Annotated in this window: 15 protein-coding genes; 8 read left to right on the top strand and 7 right to left on the bottom strand. The window is 69.5% G+C overall.

Annotation, left to right across the window (positions count from 1 at the left end; translation table 11 throughout):
• Positions 1-12: 12 nt before the first annotated feature.
• From ACIGCK_RS08540 to ACIGCK_RS08530, 3 genes are read right to left on the bottom strand one after another with little or no spacing between them, the layout of a single operon-like run.
• Positions 13-1005 (bottom strand): VOC family protein, encoded by a 993-nt coding sequence (locus ACIGCK_RS08540; RefSeq protein ID WP_396665342.1) that lies wholly within the window; start codon positions 1003-1005, stop codon positions 13-15.
• Positions 1006-1051: 46 nt separating this feature from the next.
• Positions 1052-2122 (bottom strand): PrpF domain-containing protein, encoded by a 1071-nt coding sequence (locus ACIGCK_RS08535; protein WP_396665340.1) that lies wholly within the window; start codon positions 2120-2122, stop codon positions 1052-1054.
• Positions 2112-2813 carry a 4-carboxy-4-hydroxy-2-oxoadipate aldolase/oxaloacetate decarboxylase gene (locus tag ACIGCK_RS08530; RefSeq protein WP_396665338.1) on the bottom strand — a complete coding sequence of 234 codons (702 nt, stop codon included), beginning with the start codon at positions 2811-2813 and terminating at the stop codon, positions 2112-2114. The genes ACIGCK_RS08535 and ACIGCK_RS08530 overlap by 11 nt, the downstream gene beginning before the upstream one ends.
• A gap of 169 nt (positions 2814-2982) precedes the next feature.
• Between ACIGCK_RS08530 and ACIGCK_RS08525 the strand changes: the two genes are divergently transcribed.
• Positions 2983-4386 (top strand): aminomethyl transferase family protein, encoded by a 1404-nt coding sequence (locus ACIGCK_RS08525; protein WP_396665336.1) that lies wholly within the window; start codon positions 2983-2985, stop codon positions 4384-4386.
• A 68-nt stretch (positions 4387-4454) separates the two neighbouring features.
• Here the strand turns inward: ACIGCK_RS08525 and ACIGCK_RS08520 are convergent, their stop codons facing one another.
• A complete protein-coding gene (locus ACIGCK_RS08520; RefSeq protein WP_396665334.1) occupies positions 4455-5387 on the bottom strand; it encodes a LysR family transcriptional regulator in 933 nt (310 codons plus the stop codon).
• A 118-nt stretch (positions 5388-5505) separates the two neighbouring features.
• Here ACIGCK_RS08520 and ACIGCK_RS08515 point away from each other — a divergent pair, with 118 nt between their 5' ends.
• Positions 5506-6870 (top strand): aminomethyl transferase family protein, encoded by a 1365-nt coding sequence (locus ACIGCK_RS08515; RefSeq protein WP_396665332.1) that lies wholly within the window; start codon positions 5506-5508, stop codon positions 6868-6870.
• 61 nt (positions 6871-6931) lie between these two features.
• Here ACIGCK_RS08515 and ACIGCK_RS08510 read toward each other — a convergent pair whose 3' ends face one another.
• Positions 6932-7831: an IclR family transcriptional regulator gene (locus ACIGCK_RS08510; protein WP_396665330.1), complete on the bottom strand. Its 900-nt coding sequence runs from the start codon at positions 7829-7831 to the stop codon at positions 6932-6934.
• A gap of 62 nt (positions 7832-7893) precedes the next feature.
• The gene (locus tag ACIGCK_RS08505; RefSeq protein ID WP_396665329.1) at positions 7894-9270 is read right to left on the bottom strand and encodes an aminomethyl transferase family protein; all 1377 of its coding nucleotides are present in this window, start codon (positions 9268-9270) and stop codon (positions 7894-7896) included.
• 265 nt (positions 9271-9535) lie between these two features.
• Between ACIGCK_RS08505 and ACIGCK_RS08500 the strand changes: the two genes are divergently transcribed.
• The 5 genes from ACIGCK_RS08500 to ACIGCK_RS08480 are packed head-to-tail and all read left to right on the top strand — an operon-like array spanning position 9536 to position 14231.
• Complete coding sequence (locus ACIGCK_RS08500) at positions 9536-10318, top strand: ABC transporter ATP-binding protein (RefSeq protein WP_396665328.1); 783 nt, start codon at positions 9536-9538, stop codon at positions 10316-10318.
• Positions 10305-11015 (top strand): ABC transporter ATP-binding protein, encoded by a 711-nt coding sequence (locus ACIGCK_RS08495; RefSeq protein ID WP_396665326.1) that lies wholly within the window; start codon positions 10305-10307, stop codon positions 11013-11015. The genes ACIGCK_RS08500 and ACIGCK_RS08495 overlap by 14 nt, the downstream gene beginning before the upstream one ends.
• Before the next feature lie 2 nt (positions 11016-11017).
• A complete protein-coding gene (locus ACIGCK_RS08490) occupies positions 11018-11899 on the top strand; it encodes a branched-chain amino acid ABC transporter permease (RefSeq protein ID WP_396665325.1) in 882 nt (293 codons plus the stop codon).
• Positions 11899-12969, top strand: a complete 1071-nt coding sequence (locus ACIGCK_RS08485; RefSeq protein WP_396665323.1) for a branched-chain amino acid ABC transporter permease — start codon at positions 11899-11901, stop codon at positions 12967-12969. Before ACIGCK_RS08490 ends, ACIGCK_RS08485 begins: the two co-directional genes overlap by 1 nt.
• Complete coding sequence (locus ACIGCK_RS08480) at positions 12966-14231, top strand: ABC transporter substrate-binding protein (RefSeq protein ID WP_396665321.1); 1266 nt, start codon at positions 12966-12968, stop codon at positions 14229-14231. Before ACIGCK_RS08485 ends, ACIGCK_RS08480 begins: the two co-directional genes overlap by 4 nt.
• 117 nt (positions 14232-14348) lie before the next feature.
• On the opposite strand, the gene ACIGCK_RS08475 is transcribed toward ACIGCK_RS08480, so the two are convergent.
• Positions 14349-15008, bottom strand: coding sequence for a GntR family transcriptional regulator (locus ACIGCK_RS08475; RefSeq protein ID WP_396665320.1), 660 nt, complete (start codon positions 15006-15008; stop codon positions 14349-14351).
• Positions 15009-15190: 182 nt separating this feature from the next.
• On the opposite strand from ACIGCK_RS08475, the gene ACIGCK_RS08470 reads away from it, so the two are divergent.
• Positions 15191-15372 (top strand): hypothetical protein (locus tag ACIGCK_RS08470; RefSeq protein ID WP_396665318.1); only part of this gene is annotated, 182 nt, incomplete at its 3' end.

Here is a 15372-nt window from a genome sequence, read left to right as displayed (position 1 = left end):
TCCGCGCCGCCCTCAGCGGCCCTCGAGGGCCTTGCGGTCGATCTCCTCCTGGTTCTCCACGTACGGAGTGCCGTGCGTGTGGAACGTGGGGATCGTCTTCATGCCCCAGGCCTGGCCCTTGGCGCGCTCGGCCTGCGTCCACTCCACGACCGGCCAGTCGGGATCGAGGATGAGGCGGGCCCCCGCGTTGGCGAACTCGACGCGGTTGCCACCGGGCTCCCACACGTACAGGAAGAACGTCTGGTTGATCGCGTGCTTGTAGGGGCCGTACTCGATGTAGACCTTGTTCTCGAGGAAGATGTCGGCCGCCTTGAGGATGTCCTCGCGCGTGTCGGGGGCGAGGGCGAAGTGGTGGAACCGCCCGCGCTGCTTCGACCAGTCGTCGGAGTAGACCACGTCATAGGACTTCTGGTTGAAGCGGAACCACCACGCGCCGTAGCGGCCGTCGTCGAGGCGAACCCGCTCCGACTCGCGCGCCTTCATGACATCGCGCCAGAACTCGCCCGCCGCGTTGACGTCGCTGGCGAGGTAGTTGATGTGGTCCATGCGGCGCGCGTTGACGCCGCGTCCGGGGAACGCCGAGGCCTGGTTCTTCAGCGCCGGGCGGTCCTCGTCGTCCGCGCGGTAGAGCTCGGTGTCGTAGTACACCGCCATCGTGTGGCCGTCCGGGTCCTCGAACTCGTAGGAGCGGCCGACGCCGACCTCGGGGTCGCGCCAGCCGTGCCCGAGACCCGCGGCCTCGATGGCGGCGACGCGGCGCTCGAGGGCCTCCTGGCTCGACGCCCGGAAGAGGGTGCGTCCGACACCGTTGGTGTCGGATGCCGTGAGCTTGAGCGTATAGAGCTGGTACTCGTCCCAGCAGCGCAGATACGCGGAGTCGCCGATCCGCGCGACCTCGCGCATCGCGCACAGGTCGCGGAAGAAGTGCAGGCTCTCCTCGAACTTCGGGGTGAACAACTCGACGCCGCCCATGTGGGCGATGTCGAAGTTCTCGTATTCGGCCATGTGTCCGTCCTCCTTGACTGTGCCGGATGCCTCGGATCCGGCGGGTTCACCTCCGCGGGCGCGGGAAGACGCGCCCGTCGAAGAGCTTTCGTGCGGTGCGCTCCGACGCGGACGACCCGCGCCAGACACCGTCTTCGGCCTGCGTCACGATCACACGCGCGGCGAAGGTGCCGCCCGGATGCTCGATGAGCGTCTCGTCCCGCGGGCCGAGCGCGGCCAGGGAGTGCCCCACCGCACCGGGAACGCGGATGCCGGCGGCCACCGACGCGGCCATGAGCACCCCGATCGAGGTGTGCACCCGGTGGGGGATGAAGGCCCGCGTGCGAATGGCGCCCCCCGCGGCCGGGGCCGAGAGGAGGAACATCTTCGGCACGGTCTGCCCCGCGGCATCCGCGATGCCCAGGAGCGCCGCGGCGCCCATCCGCACCCGCTCCACCTCGGCGCGCAGCGCGGCGTTCTCCTCGAGCTCGGCGGGCGACTCCGACCCCGTGATGCCGAACTCGGCGGCCTCCATCAGCACCGCCGGCATCCCGTTGTCGACGATGGAGACGCGGTGGCCGGCGACCTCGTCGCGCACGGCGCCGGTCGGGAACAGGGGTGCGGACCGGGTCACCGAGAGCTCGATCGCGCCGGCCGTCCCCGGCACGCCGTCGATCGCGAGATCGCCGTCGTAGTCGACGACACCCCCCGGGGTGGATATCCGAGCGGAGGCGATGTCGTGGGTGTTGAGCAGGCGGATGCGGACGGTCGTGACCGGGTCCTCGGCCCTCACGAGTCCGCGCTCGATCGCGAAGGGGCCGACGCCGGCGAGCAGGTTGCCGCAGGTCTGCGAATCGCTGACGACGGGCTCGTCGACCCCCACCTGGAGGAAGAGATAGTCCACGTCGGCGCCGTCCTGCTCCGACGTCGAGACGATCGCGACCTTCGAGGTGAGGGGGTGCGCCCCGCCCACGCCGTCGATCTGCGCCGGATCCGGTGTGCCCATCACGCGCATCATCAGGTCGTTGCGTGCATCGCGCTCGGCGGGCACGTCGGATGACACGAAGTAGGCGCCCTTGGAGGTCCCGCCGCGCATGAGCATGCAGGGGATCCCCTCGCGGCTCGCATCAGCGGCCATCGAACTCCGCCTGGCTGATGTAGGTGACGCCGAGCGTGTCGAGCACGGGTCGCAGCGCATTCACATCCATCGAGATCTCCCCCGCCGCGTACCGCGTGCGCACCGCGGCCTCGCGTTCGGCCCGCGCCGTGGCGGCCTCGAGGGTCTGCGCGGCCCGCTGCCGGGGAACGATCGTGACGCCGTCGTCGTCCGCGACGACGATGTCCCCGGGATGCACGACGGCTCCGCCGAGGACGACCGGGACGTTGACCGCGCCCGCGGTGTCCTTCACCGTCCCCTCCGCGCTGACGTGGGCGGTCCACACGGGGAAGCCCATCGAGCGCAGTTCCGCGGTGTCGCGGACGCCTCCGCTCGTGACGTAGGCGCGCACGCCGCGCACCTGCATCTGCGTCGCCATGAGCTCCCCGATGAACCCGTAGGGCGAGTCGGTCACGGGCACCACCACGATCACATCGCCGTCCCGCGCCTGCTCGATCGCGGCGTGGACCATGAGGTTGTCCCCCGGCGCGACGGAGACCGTGACGGCGGTGCCGGCGACCGCGGCATCCCGCTGTATCGGCCGGATGCCGGGGCCCGCGTACCCGACGCGGCCCATCGCCTCGTGGACCGTCGCGGAGCCGAGCGGGGCGAGGGCGTCGACGATCGCGCGGTCGGCACGGACGATGTCGGTGACGACGACCTTGTCGGACATGGGGCTCCCTCGAATGGCCAGCGGCTTCCGCCAGAGAACCATACCTCTAGCCGAATGGTCAAGATTCTGTCTACAATCTTGGCTACCGGATATACCTCTGGACATAGTGAAATCCGTTCCGTACGATCGCGGACAGACCCCCACGGACAAGGAAGTCGAGGATCACCTCATGGCACGCAATCTTCAGGAGCTGCTGGATGACAAGGGGAACATCGTCCAGATGCTCCGCGACTCGCAGCTGGGCACGTACATCTACCCCGTCGTTCCCGCCGAGTTCAGCAACTGGCGCCGGGAGCAGAAGGCCTGGCGCAACACCGCGGTGCTGTACGACCAGAGCCACCACATGGTCAACTTCTTCATGTCGGGCCCCGGCGCCATCAAGCTGATCAGCGACACCGCGATCAACTCCGTCGCGAACTTCCCGCTCGACACGGCGAAGCAGTACGTCCCGACGGCGAGCAACGGAGGCGTGATCGGCGACGGCATCCTCTTCCGCGAGGGAGAGGACGACTACGTCTACGTCGGCCGCGCACCCGCCGCCAACTGGCTGCAGTTCCACGCCGAGACCGGGGGCTACGACCTCGAGTTCCGCTACGACGACCGCTCCCCGTCGCGCCCGTACGGCAAGGCCGTGGGCCGCGAGTACTACCGCTTCCAGATCCAGGGCCCCAACGCCTGGGCGATCATCGAGAAGCTCAACGGCGGCCCCATGGAGAAGGTGCGGTTCTTCCACATGGGCCACATGACGATCGGCGGCCACGAGGTGCGCACGCTGCGCCACGGCATGGCCGGCGCGCCCGGGCTCGAGCTGTGGGGTCCGTACGAGCACCACGGCGCCGTGCGCGACGCGATCCTCGAGGCCGGCGCCGAGTTCGGCATCGAGCCCTGCGGTTCGCGGGCCTACTCCTCCAACACCCTCGAGTCGGGCTGGATCCCCTCGCCGCTTCCCGCCATCTACTCCAGCGAGGCCGAGCGCGCCTACCGCGAGTGGCTGCCGGCCGACAGCTACGAGGCGATCAACGCCCTTGCCGGCTCGTTCGTCTCCGACGACATCGAGGACTACTACCTCAGCCCCTGGGAGCTCGGCTACGGCTCGTTCGTGAAGTTCGACCACGACTTCATCGGCCGCGACGCGCTCGAGAAGGTCGACCCGGAGGCCCAGCGCAAGAAGGTCACCCTCGCGTGGAACGACGAGGACCTGAGCAAGATCCTCACGACCGTCCTCGAGCGCGATGGCAAGGAGTACAAGTTCTTCGACCTCCCGAACGCCAACTACGGCTCGTCGAACTACGACTCGGTCATCGACGCCGACGGCAACACGGTGGGCCTGTCGCTGTTCACCGGCGTCACGGCCAACGAGAACCGCGGCCTGTCGCTGGCCACGGTCGACCGCGACGTGCCGATCGGCGCCGAGGTGCGCGTGGTGTGGGGCGAGCCCGACGGCGGATCGAAGAAGACGACGGTCGAGCCGCACGAGCAGATCGCCGTCCGCGCCGTGGTCAGCCCCGTGCCGTACGCCGAGACGGCCCGCCAGGAGTACCAGGGCGGGTGGCGCACGAGCGGCACGCTGTAACCGAACACCGGGAGGGGGTGGATGCCGCGGCATCCGCCCCCTCCTTTCGTATTGTCGCTGCGGCGGGCCTACCCCGCGGCGACGGCGTCGCCGTGGATCACGCCGAACTGGCCGGAGGACCCCCGGATGGCGCCGGCGACCGTGGCGAACAGCCAGTCCAGCGCGGCGGCGTGCTGGGTCGTGGAACGCCGGTAGAGCCGCACATCCACGGGCGCCATCTCGAACGGCAGCGGGCGGACGACCAGGCGCCAGCTCTCGGCCCACCCCGCGGCGATCGTGTCGGGGACCGTGGCCACGAGACCCGAGCGCCCCGCGAGCAGCGGCGGGAGCGCCGCGAAGTGGTTGATGGACACCCGCGGCGGCGGAGGCGCGGCCACGCGTCGCAGAGCGGCGTCGACATTCGCCGCACCCGAATCGCTCGCGACCCTCACGTGCTCGGCGGCGAGGTAGTCGGCAAGGCCCACCTCGCCCCGCGCGAGGGGGTGCCGCTGGGACACCGCCACCCCGTAGGCCTGCGACTTCAGCACCGTCTGGGCGAACTCCCCCGGCACCGGGGCCGGGGTGACGGCGAGATCGACACTGCCCCTGCCGAGCCACTCCGGCAGCTCCGCGACATCCATCGGCACGACCTCGAGACGCATGCCGGGCGCCCGCTCCGCGACGGCGCGGTGGATCGCGGGGATCCACCCGATCTCCCCCAGTTCCGACAGCGCGATCCGGAACAGTCGCTGCGACGAGGCGGGGTCGAACCGGTGCACCGCATCGACCGTGCGATCGATCCCGGCGATCGCGTCGCGGAAGCCCGGGTACACCGAGAGGGCGAGCGGCGTGGGAACCATCTCCCGGCCGGAGCGCTGGAAGAGCGGATCATCCAGGTCCCGCCGCAGCTTCGCCAGCGCCTGGCTGACCGCCGGCTGGGTGACGTAGAGACGGGACGCCGCCGCCGTGAGACTGCGCGTCTCCGCGACCGCCACGAAGACGCGCACGAGGTTCAGGTCCATGTTCTTCGCCCCCTAAGGCATCCTTCGGACCGAATAAGTATCGCTTATCCGCGATCGGGGCGAATATGCAGCTGCCTACTTAGCATGGAACCAGACCCGACCGAACGAAGGAGTTCCCGTGAACACCCCCGCCCCCGAGACCGCCGCCGCCGCGATCGCCCGCGCCGGCGGTCCGGTCGCCCATCTGCGCCACGCGCAGGTACGCCCCACCGTCTTCCCCGTGACGCCCGAGTTCAGCAACTGGCGCAGCGAGCAGCGCGCCTGGCGCGACTCGGTCGCGCTGCTGGACCAGTCCCACCACATGACCGACCTGTTCATCTCGGGGCCCGACGCCCTGTCGCTGCTGCGCGACGTCGGGGTGAACAGCTTCGCCGACTTCCCCGTCGACGCCGCGAAGCAGTTCATCGCCGTCAACCACGAGGGATACCTGATCGGAGACGCCATCCTCTTCCACCTCGAGGAGGACGTCTACGACCTGGTCGGATGGCACATGGTGATCGACTGGGTGCAGTACCACGGCGAGCGCGGCGAGTACGACGTCACCTTCGAGCGCGACGGCAACTCCCTCGTCCGCGAGGGCGATCCCACGCTCTACCGCTACGAGATCCAGGGGCCGCACGCCCTCGCCCTCATGGAGAAGGTGACGGGAGCCGCCGTCCCGAAGACGAGGTTCTTCGGGATGGCCACGTTCGAGATCGCCGGGGTGACGGTGCGCTCGCTCCGCCACGGCATGGCCGGGCAGCCCGGATTCGAGCTCTTCGGCCCGTGGGCGGAGGGCGAGCGGGTGCGCAGCGCCCTGATCGAGGCGGGCGAGGAGTTCGGCCTCGTGCTCGTCGGGTCGCGCGCGTACTCGTCCGCCAATCTCGAATCGGCGTGGGTCCCCTCTCCGCTTCCCGCCATCTTCACGGGACGGGGATCGGCGGAGTACCTGGAGTGGCTTCCCGCGGCCCGTACGGGCTCGCTGGCCGGGAGTCTGGACGCCGCCGACATCGAGGACTACTACCTCACACCGTACGACCTGGGCTATGGCCGCAGCGTCGCCTTCGACCACGACTTCATCGGACGGCAGGCGCTCGAGGCCCACGCGGCGGCACCCCAGCGCGTGAAGGTGACGCTGGTATGGCACCCCGAGGACGTCGCCGCGGCGCAGCGCAGCCTGTACGAGGAGGGGACTCCCGCGAAGTTCATCGACTTCCCGAAGGCGCGGTACGGGCAGCACCAGATGGATCGCGTGCTCCTGGACGGCACGGACGTCGGCATCTCGCACGATGCCGGATACATCGTCGGCGAGCAGGCCTTCGTCTCGCTGGCGAGCATCGCGGCCGAGCACGCCACGCCCGGCACCGAGGTCGTCGTCCTATGGGGAGAGGAGCCGAACACCACCAAGCCCTCGGTGGAGCCCCACCGCCAGGTGGCGATCCGCGCCACGGTGGAGCCGGCCCCCTACTCGCGGTTCGCCCGAGAGAACTACCGCGCCGGCTGACAAGTCTCCGCACGACGACGAACGCCGCCCCCTCTCGTGGAAGAGGGGGCGGCGTTCGTCGTCACCGCGGAATCCCCTCCGACGCTCGCGCATCGCGCGTTCCCGGATCGTGCGGATCGCGCGCGAGGCGCTCCAGATACTCGAGCGACCTGGTGGAGGCGCCCATGAGCGCGCGAAGACCTCGTGCGCCCTCGTCGGCGTCGGGACGATAGGCGCGCGCGAGCTCACGCGCCGCGCCGGCCGCCGCGCGCTGCAGCAGCTCGACGATCGGCTGCGGCGAGGATCCGTCGTTGGGCACGACGACGCCCATCGCGGCGTACACGGAGCCGTCGGGGCCCCGCACGGGCACGGCGACGCCGCGCGACTCCTCGTGGATGTGCCCCGCCAGCTCGGCGTACCCCCTGGCACGCACGCGCCGCAGCTCGGCTCGCAGGCGCGATCCGGACGTGATCGTCTGGTCGGTGTACCGGCGAAGGCCGTGCGCGATCAGCTCGTCGACGACGCCCTCGCCGGCATCCGCGAGCAGCACCAACCCGCTGGATGAGGCGTACAGCGGGATGCGTCCCCCGATGAGCGTGGCGTTGAGCACGGCATCCCGGGCCGACATCCTCTCGATGAAGAGCACGTCGCTGCCGCTGCGGATTCCCAGCTGCGCGTGCTGCCGCACACGTTCGTGCACCGCGCCGAGCCACGGACGCGCGATCTCCCGGAGGCCCAGCGCGCCGGGCGTGCGGCTGGCGAACTCCCACAACCGCACACCCAGGCGATACGACCGGTCGGGCAGCCTCTCGAGCAGCCCCTCCCTCTCGAGTTCGGAGACGAGACGGTGGGCGCTGGATCGGGCGAGGCCCGCGGCATCCGCGATCTCCGAGAGGGTCAGCGTCGGATGCCAGGCATCGAAGGCGTCGAGGATGCGCAGGTGCTTGTGCAGCACGCTCTCACCCGCCGACCCTCTTGCCACCGCGTCCTCCTCGACATCGGCGCCATGCTACCCGCCGGGGACGGGCGCCGACGCCGCCCGAGTCAGTCGTCGGCGCGATATACGGTGCGCGCCCACTCGTGGTACGGAGCCGGTGCGACCGTCGCGCGGATCCGGACCTGGCGGTGCGACGCGTCGACGGAGTCCTTGCGCGAGATCGGGTCCTCGCCCCACACGACCTCGACCTCGGCTCCGTCCGCCACTTCGTTGTCGACCGTGGCGAGGGACATGTAGAGCTGGTCGTAGGCGATGTACCCCGCGTCGGTGGAGATGCCCGCCGGCCGGTCGTGGTAGCGCACCTCGTCCATCTGGAACAGTCCGTAGCGCGCCTTCGGGAAGTCGAGGAACTTCGCCGGCACACCGGGCTCCATCTGCGACCGGACGACCGCCGCGACGTCCTCCGCGTTCCAGAGCAGCGTCACCTTCCGGCGGCGCTGGTCGGCCGCGTGACGCTCGAGGGCCTCGCGCCCGTGGAAGTCGTGGTCGAAGCGCACGGAACGACCGAGCCCCAGGTCGTAGGGCGTCATGTAGTAGTCGTGGATGTCGTCGGAGTACAGCGAACCGGCGACCGATCCGGCGCGTGCGGCCGGCAGCCACTCCCTGTACTCGGCGAAGTCGTCGCCGAAGATCGCGGGGAACGGCGTGGGCACCCAGCCCGACTCCAGCGGCGTGGCGGAGTATGCCTTGGCCCCGACGCGCCGGATGCCGAACTCCTCGCCCGCGGTCAGGATCTCCGCGAGCACGGCATCCGCATCGGCCCAGGGGCCGTAGAACTCGAACCCCGGCTGGCCCGCCATGCCGTGGCGGAGGGCCTTGACGGCCCGACCGGCGATCGTGACGTCGCCGATGTGGAAGAACTTGATCTCGGGGGCGGGCCCCCCGAAGATCTTCTCCATCACCTTGTCCGCCTCGGGGCCCTGCAGCTCGTAGCGGTAGAACGTGGGCGGCCCCTGGCGCATGTGGGAGTTCGCCTCGAGGCGGTGGTGCACATCCTTGCCCGCCGCCTGCGCCTTCTCGACATTGAAGCGCACCCAGTCGATCAACAGGTGGTGACCGATGAGCACAAGTCCCTCGGGCGCGTCCTCGTTGTAGAAGAGGATGCCGTCGCCGATGAGGTAGCCCTCCGCATTGACGCAGATGAGCTGCTTGGCGACGCCCGGCCGGAAGGTCGAGAAGGTGTTGGGCGAGATCGACGCCAGCAGCGGCAGCAGGTCGGCGCCGCCCAGGAAGAGCTGCGTCATGTGGTGCGACTGGTCCATGAGCGCCACGGTGGTGTTCCACGCCCGCTGCTCGTCGCGCCAGTTGGTGAACTCGGGCGCGACGGGGAACGTGAACGCCGGCCAATTCTGGTTGCGCAGCAGCTCCACAGCGGACCCTGAGCGGGCGATCGCCTCGGCGAGGGATTCTTCAGATGTCATCATCGACCTTCCTGATCGTGGGTTCAGCGTCATGGTAGGCACCGCCGGTTCGCCTTCCGCCGATCTGATTCCGTTCATCGGAATCGCGCCGCCGACGCACCCCGACTCCGACCACGATTCAGAGGTCTCGACGGTCTCGGGCATCACGATTCGGACACTGCGTTTGGATCTCACACCAATATCGTTGACAATTTCCACGGGACTCCGTACCGTCCCAGTGACGGGGACTCCCTGTCGACAGCAACGACGCGACGACGGAAGGTGAGCGATGGCCGCTCGGCTCACGCTGCATGAGGTGACCCTGCGCTTCGGCGGGGTCAAGGTGCTCCAGGATGTCGGCTTCACGGTGGAGCCCGGTCAGATCTTCGGCCTGGTCGGCCCGAACGGTGCGGGGAAGACCTCGCTCTTCAACTGCATCAGCGGCCACTACCACCCGAACTCCGGATCGATCACCATCGACGAGACCGAGGTGCTGGGCCACGCCCCCTCCAGCCTCGCCCGACACGGCCTGGCGCGCACTTTCCAGCACCCCGCCCTGCAGCTCCACGCCACGGTGCTCGAGAACGTGCTCCTCGGGGCCCACACGCGTCTGCCCGGCGGCCCCGTCAGCTGGTCCCTGCGGCTGCCCCACACCGGCCGGGCCGAAAAGGACCGCCGCGAGGAGGCCCGCGCACTCCTGGAGCGCAACGGCCTCGGATGGGCCGCCGACCTCCCGGCCGACGAGCTCTCGCACGGGCTCCACAAGGGGATCGAACTCTGCCGCGCCCTGCTGATGAGGCCGCGTCTGCTGCTGCTGGACGAGCCCGCCGCCGGGCTCTCCCACGGCGAGGTGGAGCAGTTCAGCGACACGATCAAGCGTCTGCGCGAGGAGGAGGACATCACGATCGTGATCGTCGAGCACCACATGGGGCTCATCGCGGCGCTCACCGACCGCGTCGTCGTCCTCGACCACGGCCGCGTCCTCATGGAGGGCACGGCGGCCCAGGCGCAGTCGGACCCGCGGGTCATCGAGGCCTACATCGGCAAGGAGGCCACGGATGACGCTGCTTGAGCTGGAGAACGTCACCGCCTACTACGGGCCGGTCCAGGTCCTCGAAGGCGTCTCGCTGAGCGTGCCGGACGGCGGCGCGGTCGGCATCCTCGGGGCCAACGGCGCGGGCAAGACCACGACGCTGCGCGCCATCAGCGGCACCGTCCGGGCGGGCGGGCGGATCGTGTTCGACGGCCAGGACATCCGCGGCATGCGACCCGACAAGGTCGCGGCCCTGGGCATCGCGCACGTCCCCGAGGGTCGCGGCACGCTCGGCAACCTCACGGTGCGGGAGAACCTGCGCGTCGGCGCGTATCTGCGCAAGGATCGCAAGCAGATCGCACCGGACATCGACTATCTGCTCGAGCTGTTCCCCCAGCTGCGGGAACGGATCTCCTCCGCCGCGTCCGCCCTGTCGGGCGGCGAGCAGCAGATGCTCGCCGTCGCGCGCGCCGTCATGGCCAAGCCCCGCCTGCTCCTTCTCGACGAGGCCTCGCTGGGTCTCGCGCCGAGCACCGCCCGCAACGTCTACGACGCGATCCGCCGACTGCGTCAGGACTCCGGGCTTGCGATGCTCGTCGTCGAGCAGAACGCGAACCTGGCCTTCTCCCTCGTCGACACCGCGACGGTGCTCGAGACGGGCCGCAATGTCCTCACCGGAACCTCGACCGAGCTCAAGGGCATGGACGAGATCCGCCGCGCTTACCTGGGAGGCTGACCGTGGGTACCTTCGTGCAGCTGGTCATCGACGGGCTCTCCGCCGGATCGATCTACGCCGCGCTCGCCCTGGCCATCGTGCTGGTCAATCAGGCGACGGGCCTGATCAACTTCGCCCAAGGCGGTATGGCCGTGCTCTCGGCCTACATCGCCTACGCGTTCCTCGGCTGGGGGCTGCCGCTCATCCTCGCGATCGTCGCGGCCGTCGTCGTCTCGTTCGCGATGGGCGCGGTCATCGAGCGCTTCCTCATCCGCCGCTTCGAGGGGGGCGATCCCGACACCGCGATCGTGGTGACGGTGGGCCTGCTGACCCTCATCACGGGCATCGCCGGCTGGATCTGGACGTACAACAACCTCCAGTTCCCGTCGCTCTTCCCCGTCGCGAGCATCGACGTCCTCGGCGCCGTCGTGAGCGTGCGCTCGCTCGGCACCATCGTGGTGATCATCGCGATCATGGTTCTGCTGCAGCTCGTCTTCCTGCGCACCAAGCTCGGGCTCGCGCTGCGAGCCGTCGCCGACAACCCGCAGTCGGCATCCTTCTCGGGCCTGCCGGTCGGCTGGCTCCTCATGGTCGGCTGGGGTCTGGCGGCGGCGCTCGGCGCCATCGCCGGAGCGCTCGTCGCACCTCAGCTCACCCTCACGCCCGGCATGATGGACACCGCCCTGGTCTACGCACTCGCCGCCATCATCCTCGGAGGCATGTCGAGCCCCCTCGGCGTGGTCATCGCTGCCTGGCTCATCGGTGTGCTCGAGAACCTCGCGGCCGTCTACGTGCCCGCAATCGGACACGACCTGAAGATCGCGGTGCCCTTCATCCTGATCTTCGTCGTGCTGATCGTCCGCCCCCAGGGCCTGTTCGGCCGGAAAGTCGTGGTGCGCGTCTGATGTCCACCAGCCTCTCTCTCCTTCGTTCCCCGTGGGTCCGCGGCGGCCTGCTCGTGCTCGTCGCCGCCCTCCTGCTCGTGGCACCCCTCGTGCTGCCGGTGTTCTGGAACCAGTCGCTGGCCCGCGTCGGCGTCTTCGCCGTCGCGGTCCTCGGCCTGAACCTCATCATGGGCTACACGGGAGTCGTCTCCCTGGGTCAGATCTTCTTCCTCGGGGTGGGAGCCTACGTCGCCGCCTACGGGGTCACGAACGACTGGAACATCGTCCTCGTGTTCGTGCTCTCGGTGCTGATCCCGGGTGCGCTGGGGCTTCTGATCGCCCTCGCCGCCGCGCGACTCGGAGGCCTCGCCATCGCGATGGTGACGATCGCGCTGCCGATCGTCGGAGTGCCGCTCGCCAAACGGCTCTCGGAGTTCACCGGTGGTTCGCAGGGTATCTCGGCCCGGTTCTCGGGAGCCCCCGAGTGGACCGGACTCGACAACGACCAGTGGCAGTTCTACATCGTCCTCGTCATCGGGGGCGCGGCGTTCGTCCTCGCGCGCAACCTCGTGCGCGGCAAGTTCGGCCGGGCGCTCGCGATCGTGCGCGACAACGAGGCCGTGGCATCCTCGATGGGCATCTCCCCATACCGCTACAAGGTCATGGCGTTCACGATCGCATCGATGTTCGGGGGCGTCAGCGGGTTCCTCTACCTCGCTGCGGTGCAGTACACCTCCCCGGAGACGATGGCCTTCCACCACTCGATCGAGCTCCTCGCCGCCATGGTGATCGGTGGCGCCGGCAGCATCATCGGATCCCTCATCGGGGGTGCGTACTACGTCTTCGTGCCCCAGATCACCAACGCCATCGCCGCCGACCTCACCGCCGTCATCCAGGGCGCGATCCTGCTCATCGTGCTCTTCGTGCTCCCCGGCGGCCTGGTCAGCCTTCCCCGCACCATCCGGCGCCTGCTCCGCCGCAACAGCGGCTCGGGATCCTCGGGCGCCGATCACACCCCTCCCCCGCGCGAGCCCGCTCCGGCCGGCACGTCGGGACAACCCGGAAACACAGAGAGGCACGGCAACACATGAACATCTCCAGGAAGCACAGCCGAGCGGTCGGCATCGTGGCCGCCGCCAGCGCGCTCGCACTCGTCGTCGCGGGATGCAGCGCCCGCGACGACGGTGGCGACGGCGACGGCGACGGCGCTGCATCGAGCCCCGGCATCACCGACGATTCGATCACGCTCGGCATCACCACGCCGCTGAGCGGCGCGACGGCCGGCCCGGGCACCTGCACGGTCGCGGGCGTCACGGCGTACTTCGGCGCGGTGAACGCCGCCGGAGGCGTCGAGTTCGGCGACGGCGTCACCCGTACGGTCGAGATCGAGACCTACGACGACGCCTACGACCCGCAGCAGTCCCTCGCGAACTTCCAGCAGATGGTCGCCGACGACGTCTTCGCCGTCACGGCCGGGCTCGGAACCCCCACCAACCGGGCGTTCCGCGAGGCCGCGATCGACGAAAAGGTACCCCAGGTGCTCGTCATGACCGGCGACCCGCTCTTCAGCGACCGCGAGGAGAGCCCGTGGCAGCTCGGCTTCGTGCCGATCTATCAGAACGAGGGCGCCGCCTTCGGCGAGCTGCTGGCCACCTCGACCGAGGAGCACAAGGTCGCCATCCTCTCCCAGAACGACGACTACGGCGAGGGCTACGTCGAGGGCTTCAAGGAGGCCATCGAAGGTGCCGACAACATCGAGATCGTCGGGGAGCTCACCTACGAGGCCACCGACACCTCGGTGGACGCGCAGCTCACCGAGCTCGCCGGCACGGGTGCCGACGTCTTCTTCAACGCGATGTCGATCACCCCGCTCGTGATCTCGTCGCTGCAGAAGACGCAGGAGCTCGGCTGGCTGCCCAGCTGGTTCCTCCCCTCCAACACCTCGAGCCCCACCGCGATCCTCCAGCCGGGCAACGCCACGGCCTTCCCCGGCGTCTACTCGGTGTCGTTCTCCAAGGCGCCCGCCTCGCCGGCGTTCGCCGAGGACGAGGACGTGCAGACGTTCCTGTCCGACCTGGCCGAGTACGCCGACTACCCCGACATGCCCGCGTTCCCGCACTGCATGTGGAGCTACATGGTGGGCGCGACGCTCGAGCAGGCGTTCCAGAACATGACCGAGCCGACGCGGGAGAACTTCCTCGCGGCGCTCAACGACATCTCGGACTTCCAGGCGCCGCTGATGCTCGACGGCACGTACGTCGACACCACGGTCGACGGTCAGCCCGCCGTGTCCACGGTCATCGTGCAGAAGTACAACGGCACCGGCTACTCGAACGCCGAGACCTTCGAATGATCCGGTAGGCGACACACGTCGAATCCCCCGTCCGCAGCACGCGGGCGGGGGATTCGACGTATGCGCGCGACACGCCGCCGGCGGCGGCGCGCGACGAGGACCCCCGCGTCGTGCGCGTCAGTCGAGCTGACGCAGCAGGGCGACGATCCCCTGCAGGTGCTCGCGGGTCGCCGCCTCGGCGCGATCCGGATCCCGCGCGACCACGGCGTCGATGATGGCGACGTGCTCGGGCGCCGACTGCACGGCGCGTCCGGGGTGGTAGGCGAGGCGGAACTGGTGACGTGCGGACTGCGCGCGCAGCCGCTCGAGGAGCCGGGTGGCGGTGTCGTGTCCGCTGATCTCACGGATGCGCCGGTCCATGTCCTGATTCAGGCGTGCGTACTCGACGAGGTTCCCCGTCGCGACGGCCGACTCGATCTGACCGCCGAGGAGCCGCAGCTCGGCGGCCTCGTCCTCGGTCACCCGCTCCGCGGCCTTCCGCGCGCACAACGACTCCAGACCCACGCGCACCTCGACGATCTCGATCGCCTCGGCCACGCTGATCGCGCGCACCCTCGCGCCCCGGTTCGGGAGCCGCTCGACGAGCCCCTCCCCCGCGAGATTGAGCAGAGCGGTGCGTACGCCCGCGCGGCTCGCCTCGAAGCGCTCGCTGATGTCGGCCTCGATAAGACGCTGATGCGGGGCGAACTCACCGCCCAGGATGGCGTCGCGGATCTGCTGCGTCAGGTCGGGGCGTGAATGAACCTCCGACTCCATGGTGGCGGGCCCGGAAACCACGTGCCGACCTCCTGATCACTCGAGGACGGCACCCTCGCCGCCCGGCCTTTTCCGACAGTACCGCACGCCTCGATTTTGGCGACGACATTTGCGCCAATCCGGGTTAGCATCGTGGTCACAACGTCGCAATGCCTCCTCCGTCGCACGGGCCGCCCCGGCTCGGCCGCGGCGGGCGTGAGCGGATGGACGAGCGCACCGCCGCATTCTCGACGGCGCACAAGCGCAAGCGAACACAGAGAAGTGGAGTCGATATGTCTGTAGTCGAGACGTCCGCGGGTGTGCGGACGGGGTTGTTCATCGGGGGCGTGGAGCGTCATACCGGTGAGGTGTTGAGTGTGGTGGATCCGGCGAGGCCGGGTGTGGT

This window comes from Microbacterium sp. NPDC078428 (genome assembly GCF_044542535.1).
Taxonomy (GTDB): domain Bacteria; phylum Actinomycetota; class Actinomycetes; order Actinomycetales; family Microbacteriaceae; genus Microbacterium; species Microbacterium limosum.
Note: the sequence above shows the minus strand (reverse complement) of the source record. Positions and strands in the feature narration are given on the sequence as shown.

Coding starts and splice junctions, on each gene's coding strand:
- ACIGCK_RS08540 (WP_396665342.1), bottom strand. CDS start 1,005: ATGGCCGAATACGAGAACTTCGACATCGCCCACATGGGCGGCGTCGAG.
- ACIGCK_RS08535 (WP_396665340.1), bottom strand. CDS start 2,122: ATGGCCGCTGATGCGAGCCGCGAGGGGATCCCCTGCATGCTCATGCGC.
- ACIGCK_RS08530 (WP_396665338.1), bottom strand. CDS start 2,813: ATGTCCGACAAGGTCGTCGTCACCGACATCGTCCGTGCCGACCGCGCG.
- ACIGCK_RS08525 (WP_396665336.1), top strand. CDS start 2,983: ATGGCACGCAATCTTCAGGAGCTGCTGGATGACAAGGGGAACATCGTC.
- ACIGCK_RS08520 (WP_396665334.1), bottom strand. CDS start 5,387: ATGGACCTGAACCTCGTGCGCGTCTTCGTGGCGGTCGCGGAGACGCGC.
- ACIGCK_RS08505 (WP_396665329.1), bottom strand. CDS start 9,270: ATGATGACATCTGAAGAATCCCTCGCCGAGGCGATCGCCCGCTCAGGG.
- ACIGCK_RS08500 (WP_396665328.1), top strand. CDS start 9,536: ATGGCCGCTCGGCTCACGCTGCATGAGGTGACCCTGCGCTTCGGCGGG.
- ACIGCK_RS08495 (WP_396665326.1), top strand. CDS start 10,305: ATGACGCTGCTTGAGCTGGAGAACGTCACCGCCTACTACGGGCCGGTC.
- ACIGCK_RS08485 (WP_396665323.1), top strand. CDS start 11,899: ATGTCCACCAGCCTCTCTCTCCTTCGTTCCCCGTGGGTCCGCGGCGGC.
- ACIGCK_RS08480 (WP_396665321.1), top strand. CDS start 12,966: ATGAACATCTCCAGGAAGCACAGCCGAGCGGTCGGCATCGTGGCCGCC.